General features: G+C 62.6%; 19 protein-coding genes. 10 read left to right on the top strand and 9 right to left on the bottom strand.

Annotation, left to right across the window (positions count from 1 at the left end):
- Positions 1-16 precede the first annotated feature (16 nt).
- Both NKI73_RS24450 and NKI73_RS24445 read right to left on the bottom strand, forming a co-directional pair.
- A complete protein-coding gene (locus NKI73_RS24450) occupies positions 17-841 on the bottom strand; it encodes an ABC transporter permease (protein ID WP_352633346.1) in 825 nt (274 codons plus the stop codon).
- Positions 838-1,755, bottom strand: coding sequence for an ABC transporter permease (locus NKI73_RS24445; protein ID WP_352633345.1), 918 nt, complete (start codon positions 1,753-1,755; stop codon positions 838-840). The genes NKI73_RS24450 and NKI73_RS24445 overlap by 4 nt, the downstream gene beginning before the upstream one ends.
- Before the next feature lie 271 nt (positions 1,756-2,026).
- On the opposite strand from NKI73_RS24445, the gene NKI73_RS24440 reads away from it, so the two are divergent.
- Entirely contained in the window at positions 2,027-3,448 is a 1,422-nt protein-coding gene (locus tag NKI73_RS24440) for an aminotransferase (RefSeq protein ID WP_352633344.1), read from the top strand.
- 201 nt (positions 3,449-3,649) lie between these two features.
- Positions 3,650-4,345, top strand: coding sequence for a hypothetical protein (locus NKI73_RS24435; protein WP_352633343.1), 696 nt, complete (start codon positions 3,650-3,652; stop codon positions 4,343-4,345).
- Positions 4,346-4,355: 10 nt separating this feature from the next.
- On the opposite strand, the gene NKI73_RS24430 is transcribed toward NKI73_RS24435, so the two are convergent.
- Positions 4,356-5,558, bottom strand: coding sequence for an aromatic ring-hydroxylating oxygenase subunit alpha (locus NKI73_RS24430; protein WP_352633342.1), 1,203 nt, complete (start codon positions 5,556-5,558; stop codon positions 4,356-4,358).
- Positions 5,559-6,054: 496 nt separating this feature from the next.
- Here NKI73_RS24430 and NKI73_RS24425 point away from each other — a divergent pair, with 496 nt between their 5' ends.
- Positions 6,055-6,465, top strand: a complete 411-nt coding sequence (locus NKI73_RS24425; protein WP_352633341.1) for a hypothetical protein — start codon at positions 6,055-6,057, stop codon at positions 6,463-6,465.
- Positions 6,466-6,580: 115 nt separating this feature from the next.
- On the opposite strand, the gene NKI73_RS24420 is transcribed toward NKI73_RS24425, so the two are convergent.
- The gene (locus tag NKI73_RS24420) at positions 6,581-8,668 is read right to left on the bottom strand and encodes an ATP-binding protein (RefSeq protein ID WP_352633340.1); all 2,088 of its coding nucleotides are present in this window, start codon (positions 8,666-8,668) and stop codon (positions 6,581-6,583) included.
- Between the two features lie 77 nt (positions 8,669-8,745).
- Positions 8,746-9,519 carry a response regulator gene (locus NKI73_RS24415; RefSeq protein ID WP_352633339.1) on the bottom strand — a complete coding sequence of 258 codons (774 nt, stop codon included), beginning with the start codon at positions 9,517-9,519 and terminating at the stop codon, positions 8,746-8,748.
- Between the two features lie 45 nt (positions 9,520-9,564).
- Between NKI73_RS24415 and NKI73_RS24410 the strand changes: the two genes are divergently transcribed.
- Complete coding sequence (locus NKI73_RS24410) at positions 9,565-10,266, top strand: winged helix-turn-helix domain-containing protein (RefSeq protein ID WP_352633338.1); 702 nt, start codon at positions 9,565-9,567, stop codon at positions 10,264-10,266.
- A gap of 72 nt (positions 10,267-10,338) precedes the next feature.
- On the opposite strand, the gene NKI73_RS24405 is transcribed toward NKI73_RS24410, so the two are convergent.
- Both NKI73_RS24405 and NKI73_RS24400 read right to left on the bottom strand, forming a co-directional pair.
- Positions 10,339-10,506 (bottom strand): hypothetical protein, encoded by a 168-nt coding sequence (locus NKI73_RS24405; protein ID WP_023757353.1) that lies wholly within the window; start codon positions 10,504-10,506, stop codon positions 10,339-10,341.
- Positions 10,507-10,546: 40 nt separating this feature from the next.
- Positions 10,547-10,879 (bottom strand): hypothetical protein, encoded by a 333-nt coding sequence (locus NKI73_RS24400; RefSeq protein WP_352633337.1) that lies wholly within the window; start codon positions 10,877-10,879, stop codon positions 10,547-10,549.
- Positions 10,880-11,236: 357 nt separating this feature from the next.
- Here NKI73_RS24400 and NKI73_RS24395 point away from each other — a divergent pair, with 357 nt between their 5' ends.
- The gene (locus NKI73_RS24395; protein ID WP_352633336.1) at positions 11,237-11,692 is read left to right on the top strand and encodes a L,D-transpeptidase; all 456 of its coding nucleotides are present in this window, start codon (positions 11,237-11,239) and stop codon (positions 11,690-11,692) included.
- A 154-nt stretch (positions 11,693-11,846) separates the two neighbouring features.
- On the opposite strand, the gene NKI73_RS24390 is transcribed toward NKI73_RS24395, so the two are convergent.
- Entirely contained in the window at positions 11,847-14,930 is a 3,084-nt protein-coding gene (locus tag NKI73_RS24390) for an efflux RND transporter permease subunit (RefSeq protein WP_352633335.1), read from the bottom strand.
- Positions 14,927-16,270, bottom strand: coding sequence for an efflux RND transporter periplasmic adaptor subunit (locus tag NKI73_RS24385; RefSeq protein ID WP_352633334.1), 1,344 nt, complete (start codon positions 16,268-16,270; stop codon positions 14,927-14,929). Before NKI73_RS24385 ends, NKI73_RS24390 begins: the two co-directional genes overlap by 4 nt.
- Before the next feature lie 145 nt (positions 16,271-16,415).
- On the opposite strand from NKI73_RS24385, the gene NKI73_RS24380 reads away from it, so the two are divergent.
- From NKI73_RS24380 to NKI73_RS24360, 5 genes are all read left to right on the top strand, one after another.
- Positions 16,416-16,949, top strand: a complete 534-nt coding sequence (locus NKI73_RS24380) for a TetR/AcrR family transcriptional regulator (protein WP_352633333.1) — start codon at positions 16,416-16,418, stop codon at positions 16,947-16,949.
- A gap of 482 nt (positions 16,950-17,431) precedes the next feature.
- Positions 17,432-18,760, top strand: a complete 1,329-nt coding sequence (locus NKI73_RS24375) for an NAD(P)H-dependent oxidoreductase (protein WP_352633332.1) — start codon at positions 17,432-17,434, stop codon at positions 18,758-18,760.
- Between the two features lie 2 nt (positions 18,761-18,762).
- Positions 18,763-19,791 carry a thiamine pyrophosphate-dependent dehydrogenase E1 component subunit alpha gene (locus tag NKI73_RS24370; RefSeq protein ID WP_352633331.1) on the top strand — a complete coding sequence of 343 codons (1,029 nt, stop codon included), beginning with the start codon at positions 18,763-18,765 and terminating at the stop codon, positions 19,789-19,791.
- On the top strand, positions 19,791-20,789 hold the full coding sequence (locus NKI73_RS24365; protein ID WP_352633330.1) for an alpha-ketoacid dehydrogenase subunit beta: 999 nt from the start codon (positions 19,791-19,793) through the stop codon (positions 20,787-20,789). The genes NKI73_RS24370 and NKI73_RS24365 overlap by 1 nt, the downstream gene beginning before the upstream one ends.
- 3 nt (positions 20,790-20,792) lie before the next feature.
- The coding region (locus tag NKI73_RS24360) for an E3 binding domain-containing protein (RefSeq protein ID WP_352633328.1) at positions 20,793-21,702 on the top strand (910 nt) is incomplete at its 3' end.

Raw genomic sequence — 21,702 nt, 5'->3', positions numbered from 1 at the left:
GGATCGTTGCGGCTGCTCAGGCATAGAGGCCTCCCTCGTTCTGGGTGCGTCTGGCCGCGCGGCGACGCAGGATTTCGGCGACGGTCATCAACAGGAAAGAGGCGATCAGCAGCAGCGTGCCCAGCGCCAGCACGCCGGGCAGCTTCGCCGCAAAACGCAGCTGGCCCCAGATGTAGATCGGCAGCGTCGCCTCGGTGCCGGTGAGGAAGAAGGCGATGATGAATTCGTCGAGCGAGATGGTGAAGCAGACGAGCAGGCTGGAGATGATGGCCGGCGCCACCATTGGCAATGTCACCCGCCGGAAAGTGCCGAAGGCGCTCTCGCCGAGGTCGGCGGAGGCTTCCTCCAGGCTGCGGTCGAAGCCTTCGAAGCCGGAGGTCAGCACGGTCATCGAATAAGGGATGCAGACGAGCACATGGCCGAGCACGACGGTGAACAGCGACAGGCTCAAGCCAAGCTGCAGCATCACCAGCAGCATCGAGATGGCGACGATCACCTCAGGCAGCACCAGCGGCGCCATGATCAGGCCGTTGATGGTGCGACGGCCGGGATAGCGGTATCGGGTGATCGAACGGGCGGCGAGGATGCCGAGCACGGTGGAGAGGATTGCTGCCGAGGCGCCAACGATCAGGCTGTTCCAGGTGGCGTCGAGCAGTGCGGGCGTGCGCGGCAGGTCCTCGTACCAATGCAAGGTGAAGCCGGTGAGCGGAAATTTTGGTGTCGCCGCCGTGTTGACCGAGAAGATCGGCAGGAAAATGACAGGCAGATAGAGGAACACGACATAGAGAAACGCATAGGTGGCCAGCCAGCCGCCGGACAGGAAGCGCCGCACCACAATCATCGCGCCAGCCTCTGGACGGCGCGGATGATCAGCACCGTGGCGCCCGCCATCAGCGTCACGATCAACATGGTGGTGACGGAAAGGGCCGCGCCCAGCGGCCAATTGGAGGCCTTGCCGAACTGCGCCTGGATGGCGTTGGCGATCATGACACCGTCCTTGCCGCCGACCAGCTTCGGCGTGACGTAGTCGCCGACGGTCGGGATCATGACGATCAGCGCCGCCGAGATGACGCCAGGTGCCGACAGCGGTAGCGTCACGCGGAGGAACGAGCGTAGTGGGCCGTCACCGAGATCGGTGGCTGCCTCGACCAGCGTGCGGTCGACCCTTTCCAGCGAGACGAAGATCGGCAGGATGGCGAAGGCCGCCCAGGCATGGGTGAGCGTGATGATGACGGCGCTCGAATTGTAGAGCAGCGCGGTCGACGGCTCGTCGATGATGCCAAGACCCATCAGGCCGGAATTGAGGACGCCGTTGTAACCGAGGATGACCTTCCACGACATCACCCGCAGCAGATAGCTGGTCCAGAACGGAATGGTGATGAGAAACAGCCACAGGCTCTTGTGGCGACCGCCATGGAACGAAATGAAGTAGGCGATCGGATAGGCCAAAAGGACGGTGAGCAGGCTGACCGTCAGCGATATGTAGAGCGAGCGCCATAGGAGATCACGGTAGATCGGCTCGGTCAGCGCGACGCGGTAGTTTTCCAGCGTGAAGGTGCGGTCGATGGTCAGGTAGTGCTGTGTCCAGAAGGAATGCGCGATGACCACCAGGATCGGCAGGACCAGAAGGATAAGCGCGTAGATGAAGGTCGGGCTGATCAGGGCGAGGCCCTGCACGGGTTCGGACTGCAGAAGGGCATTTCGTCTGGCCCGCGTCATGCGCAACGGGGGCGACCCTTCCGCAGCCGCCGTCATTGCCAGGCTCCGGGGGACAGGGCCCCGGGTGCGATCTCGGTTGCTGGCCTGGACTGTCCCGCCATGCGGCATCCCATTGTGCTGGTGCCGGCGGCTTGTTCCCCTTGCCGGCTTTCTTTCATCATGCGCGCATCCTTGGATTGAAATCAAGCGCTAATTCTGCAATATTGATTGAACGAACATTCAATATGAAGTGAAGAAAGCCGCTGTTTCCGATACTTGGCATCTCATTTCATGACCGATGAAATTCTGTGAGGCATGTGAGGCGACAATGGCTGCGGCAAGAGACCTGAAGGCAAACGGGATGGCCGGCGCGGAGCCCGGCGACGATGCCGTCGAACTGGCCAAGCACCATCTCATCCAGCCCTGGCCGTTCGCCGGCTCAGTCGGCGCTGAGGCGCGCGCGCTGATCGGCGAAGGCGACGGCATCTACATCACCGACAGCACCGGCAAACGACTGATCGACGGGCCGGCCGGCATGTGGTGCGTCAATGTCGGCCACCGCCGCGAGGAACTCGCCAAGGTGATGTACGACCAGGCGATGGCGCTGTCCTACAACACGCCGTGGTACACGATGAACGCGCCGTCGGCGGAACTTGCCAGGCGCATCGCCGGCCACGCGCCAGGCGATCTCAGCCATGTCTTCTACACCACCGGCGGCTCTTCGGCCGTCGAGACGGCGCTGCGCTTCATGCAGTTCTACAACAATGTGCGCGGCCGGCCGGAAAAGAAGCTGATCCTGAGCCGCGGCGGCGCCTATCACGGCTCGACCTATCTGTCGGCCTCGCTCAACGGCCGTCCGCGCGACCGAGACTGGATGGACGGCGCCGACGAACTGGTGATCAAGCTGTCTTCGCCCGATCCGTTCCGCCGTCCGCACGGCATGAGCCTAGCCGCCTTCACCGATTTCCTGGTCGATCAATTCCGCGACACGGTCGCCCGTGTCGGCGCCGACAAGATCGGCGCCTTCGTCGGCGAGCCAGTGCAGGCATCCGGCGGTGTCGTCGTGCCGCCAGACGACTATCTCAAGCGGATCCGCCAGATCTGCCGCGACAACGACATCCTCTATGTCTCCGACGAGGTGGTGACGGCCTTCGGCCGACTTGGTCACGTCTTTGCCTCGGGCGACATGTTCGGCATCGATCCTGACATGATCACCTTCGCCAAGGGCGTCACCTCGGGCTATTTCCCGCTCGGCGGCGTCATCATCTCGGAGCGGCTGCTGGAAGAGCTGCGGCGCTCGAACCATCCCGATGCGATGTTCGGCCATGGCCTGACCTACACCAGCCATCCCATCGGCTGTACCGTGGCGTTGAAGAACCTCGATCTGCTGGAAGAGGGCGTGCTTGCCCACACGCATGCGGTCGCGCCTTACTTCCAGGCGCAGCTAAAGACACTGGAAGAATTGCCGCTGGTCGGCGAGGTGCGAGGCCTCGGCCTGATGGGTTGCGTCGAGTGCGTGGCGGACCGCGAAAGCAAGGACCCGCTGCAGCTCGACAAGGATGTGGGAAAACGCATCGACGCCCATTGCCATGAGCTCGGCCTGCTGGTGCGGCCGCTGATCAACATGTGCGTGATGTCGCCGCCGCTGGTCATCACCCGCGAGCAGATCGACGACATGGTCGGCATTCTGCGGGAAGGCATTTCGAGGACGATGGATGATTTGCGCCGGGAAGGTGTGTGGCGGGGCTGAGCTTCCAAGACTTGAGTTCCTCCCCCGCGCAGTGGGGCAAGGAACTCAAGCTGGAATGAAGACGCGATTCTCGCGCCTCTCCTGGACGGTCCCTAGCATGACAACCATGCGACCGGACCGTTCCCGTACGAGACGCCTCCAGCTCGCGGCTCGCCCAGCGCCGCGAATGCCCAGGCGGTTCGGCTCATTGGCAGGCTCGCCTTGCTGGCCAGCTCGACATTTAGCAATTTTCCCCAAGCCCCGGCCTCCGCAACGTTGCAAGTTGTGGCGGCATATTTCGGCGCCGACCTGCGAGGCCGCGCCGGCGGTCGGTTCGTCTACCTGGAAACGAAAGGCAGTATGGCGATGGCGATTTCTCCGTTTCTCACCGCTCTCGGATCCGAAGGTCCCCCAGCCGACGAAGCAAAAGACATGAGTCTGTATGGATGGCTAATCGGAAGCTGGGAAATGGACACGGTCCACTACCTCGACGACGGCACAATCCAGAAATGGGATGGGGAATGCCATTTTGGCTGGGTGCTCGAAGGCCGCGCGATTCAGGACGTTTGGATCAGGCCCAAGCGCCCTGCGCCTTCCACGATGTATGGCACGACCTTGCGCATCTTCGATCCTGGGATCGATGGCTGGCACATCATATGGAACGACCCGCTCAACCGGGACCACTCGCGCCAGATCGGGCGGGCCGACGGCAAGGACATCGTCCAACTCGGCAATGACTCGCGCGGTCTGAAAACTCGATGGCGTTTCACTGAGATCACCGCCAACAGCTTCCATTGGATCGGCGAGGAAAGATCTTCCGAGAGCGACCCTTGGAAAATCACGTATGAGCATCTAGCCCGCCGAACAAACCCTGAGGCTAGTGGCGTCCGCTTGGCACCACACCCGCATCTGTTTTGAACCAAGCCTCCTACGACCGCGACCTCAGCGCGTCGTTCAAGTTCCACATGTCCTTCTCCTCGGGCGCGGTCTCCAAGCCCAGCACCGGCAGCATCTTGCGGAGATGGTCGTGGTGGGTGCGCACGCCGTATTCGAGGTCCGAGAGATAAAAGCCCTCGAAGGCTTCGGACAGCATGGATTCGTTCGACCACACCGAGAGCTGCACATCTTCCGACATGGTGTCGCGGTCGATGCGGAAAGAGAGGTAGCGGGCGGCGGCCTGTTCGCGGCTTTCGTCGCGGTAGCGGTAGATGGCGCCGCGCAGCAGGGTCTGCCCGGTCGACAGCGGGAACTCCTGATAGAACTGCACCGACTCCGGCATCACCGAAATGACCGCATTGGGGAAGATGCCGTAATAGACCCAGGCCTTTTTCAGATAGTCGGGCAGATGAGCTGGTTCGGGCGCGATCTTGACGTAGTTCTTGACGCTCCAGCGCCGGCCGGCATGCGGGTTGTAGGTGGCGAATGAGCGCGACACGCCGTTTATGAAGGGCTCGTCGAAATAGGTGGCGCCATAGAGATCCTGCAAGGCGGGATGCGCCATGGCGACGTGATAACCCTCATTGTCGACATCGCGCACCGACTTCCAGTTGACCGGCGTCTTCTGGCTCCAGATGCCCCAGGAGGGCACCATGTCGGCGGCGTTGTAATGCGCGAATTCCGGCTCGATCGGCTTCATCAGCTCGGCGACCGAGGGCTGTGGCCCGCCATTTCGGAAGCAGATGAAGATGAAGCCCATCCAGACTTCCAGGTCGAGCGGCATCAAGCCGAACTCGGTCTTATCGAGGTCGGGGAAGGAACGCGGGCGTGCGGCACCGCGTAGCGTGCCGTCAAGATTGTAGACCCAGCCATGGAACGGGCACACCAGCGCGTTCTTGCAATTGCCCTGGCTGTCGGCGACGACGCGGCTGCCGCGATGGCGGCACATGTTGTTGAAACCGCGCACGACGCCATCCTTGCCGCGTACGACCAGGGCACGTTCGCCAACCACATCCATGGTCAGGTAATCGCCGGCATTTGGTATATCGCTGACATGTCCGACGATCTGCCAGTGATTGCGGAAAACATGCTCCTTCTCGAGCTCGAGAAGGGCATCCGAATGGTAACTCCAGCCCGGCAGTCCCCGCCGGTCCCAATCGTTGGGGATCGCCACGTCGCGGAGGTGCGGGTTCATAAAACGTCTCTTCTTTTTATTGAATACTTATTCAATAAAAGCATATTTCTCATTGAAATGCAATGGCTTGTGAAAATTCGACCGCTTCCGTGCCGGAATCTCCATGCTGTCCGAGGCCGAAATACACACAACTGTCGACCCGGAAAATCCCGGAGAATCCGGGTGTTAGTCGGAGTTTCGGGCATGCTGTCCAGGCCCGACTTTGCGAAGCGAACAGAGCGCAGGACAAACGCTTCCCCGAGGGCGAAAATGGCTTCGCTATTCTTCGGTCGGTCCGCTGGTTCACAGGCATTCGGATCGGCATAGTCGGCCGTAACTGGGCCGAAAATCGCCTGCCGGCATGATGAGTGCGTCAGCGTGCCCGGTTTTGCCCGATTTTGCCCGAAATATTGTTTCAATCTCGTTACATTGTCAGTCTCGCACCACCGTTGCCTTGTTACAAAGCGCGGCTAAGTTCGATTTATCACCAAAAAGAAACTCAGCGAAGGGGAAGGCAATGCATGCGAAAATCCAGACGATCCGCGGCGAGTGCCGCCTTCAGGCTCCAGAGCGCAATGACCGCCGTCCGAAACTGGCGCTGCGCCAGCGGGCCAGCGACCACCCCATGGCGATGTTCATGGTGCTGGTTGCTTGCGCCTTCGTCGGCATGGCGTTTACGCCGACAATCGGGCCGGCCTTCGCTTCGTTGACTCCCCCGGCCAACCTCATCGAGGGCGCGCAGACGACGACCAGGACCGCGCGTCTGCCGATGCCGGTGACCGACTTCGCCTGCAAGGGCCAGGCCTGGGGCGCCGAGAGCATCGATTGCCTGCGCGCCATCGCCGAGCAGTCCGGAGCGCACAAGACCCGCGCGATCCGCATGATCGCCAACGCCGCGCCGTTGACCGGCACGCCGAATATTTTCTGATTTTTCGTCGAAGCCTGATCCCGAAACCGGTTCCCACTTGGGATCATGCTTTGAACTCCCCGAGCGCTCCCTCCAGCGCGCTCTTCTTCGGCCCCCGCCCCCGGGGGCCTCTTTTTTATCCTTTCAAGGCCGCCTGTTCGGCGATGGCGGACAGCACACTGCGCACATCCAGCGTACTGAACGGCTTTTCCAGGATCTGCGGCCGTTGCTGCGCCGGCAGGGCCTCGATTTCGGCTTTTGCGCCGATCAGGTCGCCGGTGACCAGCACGAAACGACGCGCCAGGTCGGGCTTTTCGGCAAGCAGTTCGCGATAGATCGATATGCCGCTGATGCCCGGCATGCGCAGGTCCGAAAAGACGATGTCTGGCGGCATGTGGCCGCCCAAGGTGGCCGCGCCCGATTCCCAGACAGGAACGATCCGCGACTTGATGCCCATCAATTCGAGAATATCGGAGAGCGAGCCGGCAACATCCGGCTCGTCGTCGATGATCAAGGCGTGGCGCAGGCCGCTCGATCGCGGCTGGTTATCGCCGGCGGTGGCGAGGCCGGCTACAATGGTGGGCAGTTGGACGACGAAACGCGCCCCCCTCGGCAACACTTCCTCGAACCAGACATTGCCATTGTGCCGCTCGATGATCGATTTCGAGATCGACAGGCCGATGCCGGTGCCGACGCCGACCGGCTTGGTGGTGAAATAGGATTCGAAGATGCGGCTGCGGATCGCTTCCGGCACGCCGGGCCCATTGTCTTCGACCGAGAAGCAGGGGTGACCCCGGTCGCTGCGGAACGTCCGCACCTTGATCAGCCGATCACCGGCAATGCCGGCCAGCGCATGCTGGCTGTTGATGAGGAAGTTGGCCGCCACCTGCGTCACATGGTCGGCGTCGGCCATGGCCAGCAGCGGGCCGGTGGCGAAATCGGTGTCGATGATGATGCCGCTGGAGCGCGCGCCGTAGGCGGTCACTTCCAGTGCCGCCCTGATCACCTGGTTGAGGTCGGTCTCGGCTTGTGCCGCGGGATGGAGCCGGACCATCGACAGGAAGCTCTTGACGATGCGGCCGCAGCGCTCGGCGGCCGCACGCACTTTCTCGGCGCGCACCTTGGTCTGCGGGTCGGAAGCGAATTCGTGCAGCAGCGTCGATTGCGCCACCACCACGGCCAGCGGGTTGTTGAGTTCGTGCGACACGCCGGCCAGCAACGAACCCATCGCCGCCATCTTCTCGTTCTGATGCAGCTTCTCGCGCTGGCGGCCGATCTCCTCCTCGGCGCGCAATTTGTCGCGCAGGTCGCGGATGGAGCCGAAGATCAAGCGACGGTCTGCGACCCGCATCTCGGTCGCCGTCAGTTCGATCGGGAACACTTCGCCGGCGGCATTCTGGGTCACCGTCTCGAGCCGCTGGCCGACCATTGGCGCGCCGCGGCCGGACATGTATTCGGCCCCCGAAGCATAACCCTTTCGGTAGTAGATCGGCACGATGGTATCGAGCAGGTCCTTGCCGAGGATGTCGCTGCGCTGGAAGCCGAACATCTTTTCGGCGGCCGGATTGAATTCGATGATCGAGCCGGTCTCGTCGATGACGACGATGGCGTCGAGCGAGGCCTGCAGCATGGTGCGGCGAATGACCTCGCTGGCATGGGCCTCTGAGGGCGAGCGTTCGATGGCATCGCCGATGGCGAGCGCGATGATGTGTAGCGTCGCTTCTTCCTCGTCGGTCCACTCGCGCTCGTTGACGCAGTCATTGACCGCCAGCGTGCCCCACAGATGGCCATGCGCGAAGACCGAAACCGACAGGAACGACTTGATGTTCTGCTTTTCGAAGTCGGTTCTCAGAAAGCCTTCGAGATCGCGCGTATGCCCGGCGAAGATCTTGCCTTGCCGTTCGTCCTCGGCCAGCCGCTCCAGCAGCGGATCCGAATTGACGATCGACTGCATGATGACGGTCGGCGACGCCAGTTCGCCACCGAAAAGAGGGTCGATCCAGTAGGCGGCGACAGATTGGGCGAAGCCCTGGCCGGGCAGCTCGCGCAGGCGAAACAAGATGCCGCGCTGGCAATCCATGGCTCGGCAGAGCGTTTCGAGGATGCCGTCCATCTCGCGCTGCCAGTCGCCGGCCTCACGCAACCGGCGAACGACACGCACGGCCGCCATCGCTGCGCCCTGCCTGAACCCTTGCATATCCGTGCTTGCTGCTTCAGCGATCATCTTCTGCCGTCATTCCGGAGTCGTGCCAATCCGATTGGCGAGCAAGGGCTGCGAATCCGACCCTGTGGCCTCGGGGCTCAGTTGCCGTCGCCGGTCGGCAGCGAGAAGATATAGCCCTCGCCGCGCACCGTGCGCAGGAATTTCGGATTGGCCGGGTCGGTCTCGATCTTCTTGCGCAGCCGCATGATGCGAATGTCGACCGCGCGCGACGATTCCGGGTCTTCGGTGAAGCCGATCGCCTCGGAAATCGCGGCGCGGGTCAGCAGCCGGTTGGCGCGGGTCAGGAAAACTTCCAGCACGTCGAATTCGCTCTTGGCCATGTCGATCACCGCGCCATTGGCGCCGGTGACCAGCCTGCCGTCGAGATCGGCCTGGAAAGGGCCGAAGGCAACGGCTCGGCGATCCGTCCTGGCCTTCTTGTCCTGAAGCTCCTGCGGCTGGGGAACCCGGCGCAACACGCTGCGGACCCTCGCCAGCACCTCGCGCAATTCGTAGGGCTTGACGATGTAGTCGTCAGCGCCGAGTTCCAGCCCGACGATACGGTCGAGCGCGGTGCCGGCGGCGGTCGCGTAGATAATGCCGATCGGCAGTTTCGAGCGCAGCCAGCGGCCGAGCGAAAGGCCGTCCTCACCGGGCATGGCGATGTCGAGGATGGCGAGATGGAACGACTGCGTTTCAACGAGGCTGCGCGCGGCGGCGGCGCTTTCAGCGGTGACCACGTCATAGCCGGCGGCGCCAAGATATTCGGCGACCGCATCCCTCAAATCGGGCTCATCCTCGACGATGACAATTCTTGCCCGCACGATGTTTGCGCTCCCACTTTCAGTGGAAAGTAGATTGGGTATAAACATGATGTCCAGCACTCATATCCGGTTGCCAGGGAACGGTTGGAAAACATGGCCGCACGATCGATCATCGCGCTTGTTTCCGTTGCCGAAGTGGTCGCGACCGAACTCGCCGACCATCTCGAGCGGCGTGGCCACGATGTGCATCAGGCGCGCCAGCCCTGGGAGGCCGAATCGCTGCTGTCGGGAAGGGGTATCGATGTCGTCGTCGTCGGCGACAGTCTCAGCCAGGCGGAGGGGCGGGACCTGCTCCGGCGTTATGGCGGCCAAGGCGGGGGTGGCGAGGGCGGGCCGGATTTCATCCTGATCTGCCGGCCGGCCGATCTCGTCGACAAGGTGCTGGCGCTGGAGCTTGGGGCGGCCGACGTCGTCGAGAGCCCGCTCAATGTCAGGGAGCTCGCCGCCCGTGTTGGCGGTCTGCTTTCGCGACGCGGCAGGGGCACCCAGGAGTTGATCGTGCTGGAGAACGCGACCGTCGATCTGAGGTCGGCCATGGTCATGCATCGCTCGGGCACGGAAGAGCAGCTTTCGCCTGGACAGGTGGCGCTGCTCAGGCTGTTCCTGGCCAGTCCGCGCAAGGTGCTGACGCGTGACGACATCATCGCCGCGGCACCGGCGGAAAACGCCGACGCCTTCGATCGCTCGATCGATTCGCGCATCGTGCGGCTGCGCCGCAAGCTCGACACCGAAACCATCACCACCATACGTGGCGCCGGCTACCGGTTCGATCCGCCGCAGCAATTCGCCGACTGATTGTCCGGCGCTGACGCAGTCTCCTTTGTCGGGCATCGGATTTTCCATCTCTGGTCCCGATGCTCCCGGCGCTCAGCGTACCAGCAGAAGTGATGGGCCCACCGGCATGTCGCCGCCCATGGTGAGCTCACTGGCATGGGCGCGGTCCCTCAGGAGCACGGTGGCAAGCCCGGCAAAGCCGAGCAGACCCTGTGCGTAGAGCAGTGCGGACAGCACCGAAGCGGCAAATTTCGTGTTCATCGTAGCAGTTCCCCAAAATTGAAACGTGTTGCGGATCGTTTCAGGACACCCCCGAAGTGCCCGCGCCGCCCACGGAATCCCCCGTCGCGGCGCGGGCCTTCGGTCCTCTCGGCAGCAAGTTGCCGGAGGGGCCGCGCAAACCCGTCAGCCTAAGACCGACCCGCCAGAGGGCCTTGAGCCGAGCAATGCGCAGGCTGGAGACAATCCAGACCAAGGCGAAAAACAGTGCGGCATGCAGCGTCGAAATCTCGCCTGAAGTCATCGCGCCGAGCCTTGCCAGCGGGGTGCCGGCAACCGTGCCGACGCCGCCAATGACAGCTGCCGCGATGCTGATCCTGAGAAGCCAGGACAGCGCGTTCGATTTCGTTCCCATGTTTCGTTACCGGCTGTTTTCGTTGCGTCAACTTTGCTTGCGCCCCGTATCCGGATCATGCCGCTCGAAGCCGCGCTTTGTTGCAATTCGGTTTCGAGATTGCCGGATTTTTCTTCGTATAACGGTAATTCGCACTTTCGTTTAGAGGCGGATACCCATGTTCCTGACTTTGGCCTAGCCGCCGGGTTACGGAACCGACTTGTATCGGGTTCTATGAAGGGCTGCGTTTGTTAACCGGTGGAAACAGATTCGAAACACAAACGAGTATTTTGCGAAATCTGCTCGAAACATGACGTTGGGATAAGCAGCCCATCGAATTGGAGCCGGCCGGGACCGGCAGAGAGAGGGGACATCATTATGCATACCGCCATTTCCGCCAAGCTCATCAACATCACCGCCGCCGCCTTGACGGGTGCCGCACTGCTGTTTGGCTCGGGCGCCGCGCACGCCGCCAACAAGATCGTGGCGCGCGTTTCGCTTTCACAGCAGGTCATGGAAGTCTCGGTCGACGGCCGCCCGACCTTCGCCTGGAAGGTCTCCACCGGCGACCGGGCCCATGTGACGCCGACCGGCTCGTTCAAGCCGACGCGCATGCATGAGATGTGGTACTCGAAGAAATACGACAACGCACCGATGCCGCACTCGGTCTTCTTCAGCGGCGGCTATGCGGTGCACGCGACCTATGCGATCAAACGCCTCGGCCAGCCGGCTTCGCATGGCTGCGTGCGGCTGCATCCGGACAACGCCGCCGATTTCTACCAGCTCGTCGAAACCTTCGGGGCGACCAACACCAGCATCGTCATCGTCAAGTAGCCTGACGGGATCGCTGCCTTTGGCCTATTGTGCCGAAGCCGTGGAGCGACCGTCAGAAAAAAGAGGCCGGAAAGATCCGGCCTCTTTTTATTTCCAGCTATTTTTGACGCATCTCCGGACGGAAAACCGTTTCACACTTTTCCTGGAATTGCTCTTAGCTCGGCAGTGCCGGCATCAGCTTGGGATCCGGTTTCTCAGCAAGGTGAGGCAGGTCCTTGCTGGCGATGAAGGTGTAGAACATGGGCACCACGAAGAGCGTGAACATGGTTCCGACCAGGATGCCGGTGAAGATCACCAGGCCCATCGAGTAGCGGGCCGCGGCACCGGCGCCGCTGGACGTGATCAGCGGCACAACGCCAAGCGCCATCGCCGCTGTCGTCATCAGGATCGGCCGCAGGCGCACCTTGGCCGAGGCGATGATGGCGTCATGCCGCCGCATGCCATGGATTTCACGCTGCTGGTTGGCGAACTCGACCAGCAGGATGCCGTGTTTGGTGATGAGACCGATCAGCGTGATCAGCCCGACCTGCGTATAGATGTTGAGCGTGCCGAGGCCCAGATTGAGCGGCACGATCGCGCCGAAGATCGACAGCGGCACCGCCATCATGATGATCAGCGGGTCGCGGAAGCTTTCAAACTGCGCCGCAAGCACCAGATAGATGACGACAACGGCCGCCGCGAAAGCGATCAGGATGGTGTTGCCTTGTTCCTTTTCCTGTCGCGATTGACCGGAATAGTCGATGAAGAATGTTTCGGGCAGGCTCTCCCTGGCAATGTCCTCCAGCGCCTTCAGGCCGTCGCCAGTGGTGACGCCGGGCAGCGGAAGTGCTGAAATCGTCGATGAATTCAGCTGGTTGAACTGCTCGATTGCCGCCGGTGCCGCATTGGTCGAAATCTTGACCACCGCCGACAGCGGCACCATCTCGCCCGTTACGCTGCGCACGAAGTATTCGCCGAGCTTGTCGGGGTTGTCGCGAAATTCCTGCGGCACCTGCGGGATGATGTCGTAGCTGTTGGAGTCGCGGTCGAACTGCGCCACTTCGGCGCCGCCGACCAGCAGCGTCAGCGTGCGGCCGATATCGGCGATCGGCAGGTTCAGCGCAGCGGCGCGGTCACGGTCGATGGTCACCGTCACTTCCGGTGCATCATAGGCCATAGAATTCTGCACGACGATGAAGCGGCCGGAGGCTTGCGCCTTGTTCTTGATCTGCTCGGCCACCTCGTACACCTCCGAGGAAGCGCCGGTCGATCGCACCACCATGGAAATCGGCAGGCCGCCGCCGGAGCCCGGCAGCGTCGGCGGCGCGAAGACGAAGGCCTCGACACCGGCGACTTTGGCGATACGGGCCGTGATGTCGGCCTGCAGTTCCTTCGAATTGCGCTTGCGTTCCGCCCAGTCCTTGAAGGCATAGCCGACGAAGGCGCTGTTTGTCGTGCCGCCGAAGGCGACGGCCGAGAACTGCGCCCGTGTCTCGGGAATGTCCTTCACCAGACCGAGAATCTGATTGACGTATGTCTCGGTGTAATCGGACGTTGCATAACGTGGTCCTGTCACGATCGAGAGCAGAAAGCCCTGATCTTCTTCCGGCGCCAGCTCGGTCGAGGTCTTGGTGAACATGAAACCGGTCACCCCTGCAAGCGCAAGCACGATGATCAGCGTCAATGGGCGATAGTTCAGCGAGCCGGTGACCGCACGTTCGTAGACATGCTCGACACGCGCGAAGGCGCCGTCGACAATACGCTGGAAAAGGCCTGGCGTGCCGGACTTCAAAAGGCGCGCCGACATCATCGGGGTGATAGTGACGGCGATGACGCCCGACAGCACAACCGAGCCGGCGAGGGTGACCGCGAATTCGCGGAACAGCGCGCCGGTCAGGCCACCGGTGAAGGCCAGCGGCGCGAAGACCGCGGCCAGCGTCATGGTCATGGCAACGATGGCCGACGCAATTTCGCGCATGCCGCTGAACGCAGCCTGCATCGGCGACATGTGGTCTTCTTCCATGTGACGATGGATGTTCTCCACCACCACGATGGCGTCGTCGACAACCAGACCGATCGCCAGCACCATGGCCAGCAGCGACAAAAGGTTGATCGAATAGCCGACCGCGAACAAAAGGAAACAGACGCCGATCAGCGACAGCGGGATGGTGACGATGGGCATCATCACCGAGCGGAAGGAGCCAAGGAACAACAGGATGACGACGACGACGATGGCAACCGCCTCGCCTATGGTCTTGAACACTTCTTCGATGGAGGCGCTGATCTGCCCGGTCGCGTCGTAGACCACCTCGATCGTCATGCCTTTCGGCAGCGTCTCCTGAATCTGCGGCACCAGCTTGGTGAGTGCAGCCGCCGTGGTCAGCGGGTTGGCCGCCGGTGTCGGGAAGATGGCGAGGAAGGTGCCGGGCTTGCCGTTGAAGCTGACCCTGGTGTCGGTGTTTTCGGCGCCGAGCTCGACGCGCGCGACGTCGCGCAACCGTACCACATTGCCGTCGGTCGAACGCAGCGGCAGCTCGGCGAACGCCTCCGGCGTCTGCAATGTCGAGCGTACGGTGATCGATGAGACGACGTATTCGTTCTCGGTATTGCCGGGGGCCGACAGGAAGTTGGAATTGTTGATCGCCGTCAGCAGTTCGGAGGCCGTCACGCCGCGCGCGGCAAGCTTGATCGGATCGATCCAGACGCGCATCGAGTATTCCTGGGCACCGAAGATCTGCACATCGGCGACGCCTTCGACCGTCGACATGCGCGGCCTGATGACGCGCTCGATATACTCGGTCAGCTGCTCCTTGGTCATGTTCGGATTCTGCATCGAGATGTACATCATCGCGAACTGCTGGCCGGTGCCCTTGACGATAACGGGGTCCTTCGATGCGTCCGGCAAGGTGCCGCGCACACCCTGGACCTTGGACAGCACCTCGGTCAGCGCGACATCGGGGTTGGAGCCGAGCTTCATCTGCACCGTCACGGTGCTGGAAGACGGGCGGCTGGACGAGGTGACGTAGTCGATGTTCTCGGTCGAGGCGACGGCGCGGGCGATCGGGGCGGAAATGAAGCCCTGGATCAGATCGGCGCTGGCGCCTGGATAGGCGGTCGTGATGGTGATCGCCGTTTCATCGACCTTCGGATACTGCCGGATCGACAGGTTGAAGATGCCCTGGAAACCCAAGAGCAGGATCATGCAGGCAAGGACCGTCGAAAGGACGGGCCGGCGAATGAAGAGATCGGAAAAGCTCATTGCTGGTCGGCCTGCTTGTTCGCCGATTTGGTCGGGTCGATGGTGTTGTCCACAACGACGGACATGCCGTTGAAGAGGCGGTTCTGACCTGCGGTGACGACCTCGTCGCCAGCCTTTAGCCCCTCGACGATCTCGACCATGCCTTGATTGCGGCGGCCCGGCTTGACGAACACCTGCGACAGCACCAGCGCGGGCTTGTCACCGTCCGCCGCCGGACCAGCAGCCTTGTCCGCCGGCTTTGCCGCATCGGCGGCAGGCTTGGCTGCATCAGCCGCCGGCTTCATGGCATCAGCCGGCTTGGTGTCAGCCGGCTTGGTATCAGTCGGTCTGGCGTCCGCCGATTTGTCGGCTGCCGGCGCGGCGGGTTTTTCGTTCGGCTTGGCCGGCTGCGCAGGGGCTGCCTCGGCGGGTTTCGCCGGCTGTACGACGAAGATGTAGTCGCCATAGAGGCTTGTCGTCAGTGCCGTCTGAGGCAGCGTCAGCACGTTCTGCTGTTCGGGCAGTTCGACACGCACCTGCACGAACTGGCCAGGGGTCAGCTTGCCGTCGGGATTGGCGACTTCCGCCCTGATATTCACCAGACGGCTGGACGAGTCGATTTTCGGGTCGATACCGCGAATGGCGCCGGCAAACGGCATATCCTCGCCGCCGAAGCCCAACCGAACCGTCTGGCCGATCTTGAGCAACGGGAGTTGCTGTTCGGGAACCGAGAAATCGACCCGCATCGTGTCGAGATCCTGCAGCGTCACCACTGCGGTGCCGGGTGCCAGATACTGGCCAATATCGATCTTAGGAATGCCCACCGTGCCGCCGAACGGCGCCGTCAGCCGCTTCTGGTCGAGCAAGGCCTCCAGCTTGGTGACCTGGGACGCCGAGGCCGAGGCCGCCGCGCGCGCCGTGTCCAGCGTCGAGTCGGAGCCGACGCCACGCTTCGTCAGTTCGATGGCGCGGGCCAACGACGTCTGATCGAGCGCGGCCTGCGCCTTCTGTGCGTCGAGATCGGCGCGCTCGACGGCATCGTCGAGCTGCAGCAGAACCACATTGTCCGCCACCTTCTGGTTGGCATGGAAAAGGATGTCCTTGACGATGCCGGTGGTCTCGACCGTCAGGTCGACACCGCGCACCGCCTTGACCGTACCGATGGCCTCGACGCCCGGCGTCCAGCTCGACGGCTTGGCAATGACCGTCGACACGGTTGCCGCTGGCGGCTTCATCGATGCGAAATATTGCTTGATGCCGTTGTCGCGCAGGAAGTTGAAGCCGACGATGCCGCCGACCACGACGACGAGCACGGCCAGAACAAGAATGATGATAACGATACGAAGTATGCGCTTGAACAAGGAAGTCCCCTCAGTCGAAATCCGGCGCGAAGCGCGGACATCGGGACACATATCGACTGCGGGTCCCGATTTCAAATAATGGCGATCTTACTGTACCGTCTGGACGGTCTTGTCAATTGGGCCTAAGCTTGCGAAGGGAGGCGCCATGAGAGCCCAACGAACGAACTCGCGCGAGAAAATTCTCGCTGCGGCGGCCGATGTCGCACGGGAATCCGGGCCTGGCAGCCTGTCGCTGGAAGCGGTTGCCAGCCGTGCCGGCGTATCGAAGGGCGGGCTTCTCTATAATTTCCCGACCAAGGCCAAATTGATGCAAGGGCTGGTCGAAGACTATCTGCGCGAGTTCGAGCAGGCGCTGGAAACCGCCTGCGTGAATGACAAAGACGAAAACACGCTTGCCGTCTACATCAGGCTGTCGGCCAATGATTGCGAGGAGAAGCAGCCGTCGGCGTCCTGGATTTTCTCGGCGATCGCCGAGGATCCCGATTTCATGACGCCGATAAAGACATTCAAACGGCAGCTCTTCGAGCGGCTGAAGGGCGAGACGCCAGACCTCAAATCGCTGCTGGTCTGCTATCTCGCCATCGAGGGATTGCGCAGCATGAACCTCTTCGACGCGGATGTCCTGTCGAAGGACGAGCGAGAGCTGCTGGTTTCGTCCTTGCTGGAGATCGCCAGATAGGCGCGCCGGATCGAAGCGCTCAATCCACGGCGCGCCTGATCCTGCTCGACACGCTGGACAGCGGCCATGTCGAGGGCAGGCTTTGCGAGGTGCGCCTGCGCTGGCTGGGTGAAAGACTGGAAGAGGCGCGCGACCGGCCGGTCGGGGTGATCGTGCATTTCCAGGATTTCCCGGTGCTGTCGGCGCCTGGTCTAGTTCTATAGAGTTCTTCAATCCGAGACTGGCACCGGTCATGACGGAGCGGCCGGCGCGGGCGGGGATAGCTCCCATATCCTGCCTCCAAGAATCATATCGCGGCGCTATCTGTTCGAGTGCAATGTCCCGCGCGCCTGCCTCCGGCTGCGGAAGGCTTTTGGTCCACGGAGCCTCGCGAAAGGGTGTCAAAAAGCGCAAGAATATGGACATTAGTCTTGACAGAAATACATATGTTCAATACCCGTCAGGCAATTGAACAAGCCTGCAATGTGGGAGGAATAAGCGGTATGGCTTCCAATGTTTCGTTGACGGGTCTTGCCCGCGATCTCGAGGAACGCGCCAAGTCGGGCAAGCCAATCCGCATCGGCCTGATCGGCTCCGGCGAGATGGGAACCGACATCGTCACCCGCGTCGCCCATATGTCGGGCATCGAGATCGGCGCCATTTCCGAGCTGAACCTGCCCGCCGCGAGCAAGGCGGTGGATATCGCCTTCCAGGAAACCGGGCATGCGCGCGAAGTCTCGAACGCTTCGGCGATGACGGCGGCGATGGAGGCCGGCAAGGTGGCGGTCACCAACGATGCCGGCCTGGTCATCAACAATGATCTGATCGACGTCGTCATCGACGCCACCGGGGTCCCCGCCGTCGGCGCCGAGATCGGGCTGCGCGCCATGGAGCATGGCAAGCATCTGGTGATGATGAATGTCGAGGCCGACGTCACCATCGGCGCCTACCTGAAGAGCGAGGCCGACCGGCTCGGCGTCACCTATTCGCTGGGCGCCGGTGACGAGCCGTCCTCCTGCATGGAGCTGATCGAGTTCGTCTCGGCCATGGGGCACCCGATCGTTGCCGCCGGCAAGGGCAAGAACAATCCGCTCAATATCGATGCCATCCCCCCCGACTATGAGGAGGAGGCAAGGCGCCGGCACATGAATGTGCGCATGCTGGTCGAATTCGTCGACGGTTCCAAGACCATGGTCGAGATGGCGGCGATCGCCAACGCCACCGGGCTGGTGCCCGACAAGGCCGGCATGCACGGCCCGGCCGCGACGCTTGGCGAATTGTCCAAGGTGCTGGTGCCGCAGAAGGACGGCGGCGTGCTGTCGAAGGTCGGCGTCGTCGACTACTCGATCGGCAAGGGTGTCGCGCCCGGCGTCTTCGTCGTCGCCGACATGTCGCATCCGCGCATCTCCGAGCGCATGGAAGATCTGAAGATGGGTAAAGGACCATACTTCACCTTCCACCGTCCCTATCACCTGACCTCGCTCGAAGTGCCGCTGACCTGCGCGCGCGTCGTGCTCTACGGCAAGGCCGACATGGTGCCGCTGGCCAAACCGGTCGCCGAGGTCTGCGCGGTGGCCAAGAAGGACATGAAGCCCGGCGAGAAGCTCGATGCGATCGGCGAATATTGCTACCGCGCCTGGATCATGACGGCGCCCGAGGCACGGGCCGCAAAGGCCATACCCTGCGGCCTGCTGCAGGGCGGCTCGGTCACCGCGCCGATCAGGAAGGGCGAGCTGATTACCTACGCGAATGCAGCTCCCGCAGCGGGCTCCAAGATCGCTGAACTGCGCGCCCGCCAGGACAAGCTCGTCTACGGGTCCGTGGGGGCGTGATCATGGCCGGAGCCAGCAAAGCCGTCACCGATAGTCGCGCCAATCTGCCCTTTGTCTATCGCCAGTACAGCGCCGAGCAGCTCAGGGGGGTGCTCCACAAGATGTACCTCATCCGTCGCTTCGAAGAGGGCGCGGAGGAGTGCTACACGCGCGGCCTCATCCACGGCACCATGCACTTGTCGATCGGCCAGGAAGCCAGTGCCATGGGCATCTGCATGCCGCTTGCCGAGGATGACCAGATCACTTCGACGCATCGCGGCCATGGCCACTGCATCGCCAAGGGGGCCGAGGTCAAGCGCATGTTCGCCGAGTTCTTCGGCAAGACCACCGGCTACTGCAAGGGCCGTGGCGGCTCGATGCACATTGCCGATGTCGCCAAGGGCAATCTCGGCGCCAACGGCATTGTCGCAGGCGGCATCCCGATCGCCGTTGGCGCCGGGCTTTCCTCGAAGATGATGAAGACCGGCAAGGTCGTGGTCTCCTTCTTCGGTGATGGCGCCAACAATGAGGGCGCCTTCCACGAGGCGCTGAACATGGCGGCGATCTGGAAGCTGCCGGTGATCTTCGTCTGCGAGAACAACGGCTACGGCATGTCGACATCGACGGCGCGTTCGACCGCCGTCAAGAACATCGCCGAGCGCGCCGCCGCCTATTCGATGCCGGGCGTCATCGTCAACGGCAACATCTTCTCCGAGGTCGCCGAGGCGTCTCATCAGGCTGTCGCCCGAGCCCGCGCGGGCGAGGGGCCGACGCTGATCGAATCCAAGACCTATCGCCATCGCGGCCATTCCAAGAGCGACCGCAACCGCTATCGCACCAAGGAGGAGATCGAGGACTGGATGTCGAACCGCGATCCGATCACCCTGTTCGAGAGCGAGCTCAGGGAATTCGGCTTCATCGACGACAAGGGTATCGAGGCCATTCGCGACGCCGTGGCGCAAGAGATCGCCGAAGGCATCGAGTTCGCCAAGGCGAGCCCGTCGCCGGACGTCCGCGACACCGGGAATTATGTCTATACGGAGCAGGCGTAATGGACGCGATGGTGCGTGAACTGAGTTACGCCCAGGCGATCCAGGAAGCCATGGCGATCGCCATGGACATGGACGAACGCGTCTTCCTGATGGGCGAGGATATCGGCGTCTATGGCGGTGCCTTCCAGGTGACCGGAGATCTGGTCGAGCGTTTCGGCACCGAGCGGGTGATCGACACGCCGATTTCGGAACTGGGCGGGGCGGGCGTTGCCGTCGGCGCTGCCCTCACCGGCATGCGGCCGATCTTCGAATTCCAGTTTTCCGATTTCGCCACGCTGGCCATGGAACAGATCGTCAACCAGGCGGCGAAGATGCGCTTCATGTTGGGCGGCGAGGTTTCGGTTCCCGTGGTGATGCGCTTTCCCGCCGGTTCCGGCACGGGTGCGGCGGCTCAGCACAGCCAGAGCCTAGAGGCCTGGCTCGGCCACGTGCCGGGTCTGAAAGTCATCCAGCCGGCGACGCCCTATGATGCCAAGGGCATGCTTTTGGCGGCGGTCGCCGACCCCGATCCGGTGATGATCTTCGAGCACAAGCTGCTCTACAAGATGAAGGGCCCGGTGCCCGAAGGCTATTACACCGTGCCGATCGGCAAAGCCGATATCCGCCGCGAGGGCAGCGATCTCACCATCGTCGCGACCTCGATCATGGTGCAGAAGGCGCTCGACGCCGCAGCCGCGCTGGAGAGCGAAGGCATCGACGTCGAGATCGTCGATCTCCGAACCATCCGGCCGATGGACAAGCAGACCGTCATCGACAGCGTCAAGAAGACGTCGCGGCTGATGTGCGTCTACGAAGCGGTCAAGACGCTGGGTATCGGTGCCGAGGTCAGCGCCATGATCGCCGAAAGCGAGGCGTTCGACTATCTCGATGCGCCGATCGTGCGGCTGGGCGGCGCCGAAACGCCGATCCCCTACAATCCGGAGTTGGAGAAGGCAACGGTGCCGCAGGTTCCAGACATCATCACCGCCGCGCGCGACCTCGTGAAAGGGGTCCGCTGAGAAATGCCGACCGAAGTCATTCTTCCCAAGGTCGACATGGACATGGCGACAGGACAGATTTCGCGCTGGTTTGCCGAGGAAGGTGCGCACGTCAAGAAGGGTGACGTGCTGTTCGAGATCGAGACCGACAAGGCGGCGATGGAAATCGACGCGCCTGCCAGCGGCGTGCTGCGCGATGTCACCGGCAAGGAGGGGGTCGATATTGCGGTCGGCGCGGCTGTTGCGTGGATCTATGCCGAAGATGAAAGCTATGCGCCAATCTCCCCCCTCGAGGGGGAGATGTCGACGAAGTCGACAGACGGGGTTGCCTCAGGCGGCACCGCCCTTGAGCCGCGTCCGGTCGAACCGACCCCACCCGACCGGCCTGCGGCCGGCCACCCTCCCCTCGAGGGGGAGGGGGGGGCCCGCGCGACACCTTTGGCACGAAGACTGGCTCGGGAAGCGGGCCTGAACCTGTCAACGGTATCAGGCACCGGCCCATACGGTCGCGTTGTAAAAGCCGATGTCGACGCAGCACTTTCCTCCCCCCTTGAGGGGGAGGTGTCCGCGAAGCGGACGGAGGGGGTTGCCTCAGAAGGCACCTCCTTTGCGCCGAGCCCCGTCGAACCGACCCCACCCGACCGGCCTGCGGCCGGCCACCCTCCCCTCAAAGGGGAGGGGGACGTTCTGCGGCTCTTCGAAGAAGGCTCCTACGATCTGGTCCCACATGACAACATGCGCAAGACCATCGCGCGGCGTCTGGTCGAGGCCAAGACCACCATCCCGCATTTCTACCTGACGCTCGACTGCGAACTCGATGCGCTGCTTGCGCTGCGCACGCAGATCAATGCCGCAGCCCCGGTGAAGAAAACCGACAAGGGCGACGCACCGGCCTACAAGCTGTCGGTCAACGACATGGTGATCAAGGCGATGG

This window comes from Mesorhizobium sp. M0496 (assembly GCF_040321205.1).
In the GTDB taxonomy this organism is placed as follows: Bacteria; Pseudomonadota; Alphaproteobacteria; order Rhizobiales; family Rhizobiaceae; genus Mesorhizobium.
This window is presented reverse-complemented; position numbering and strand designations above follow the sequence as displayed.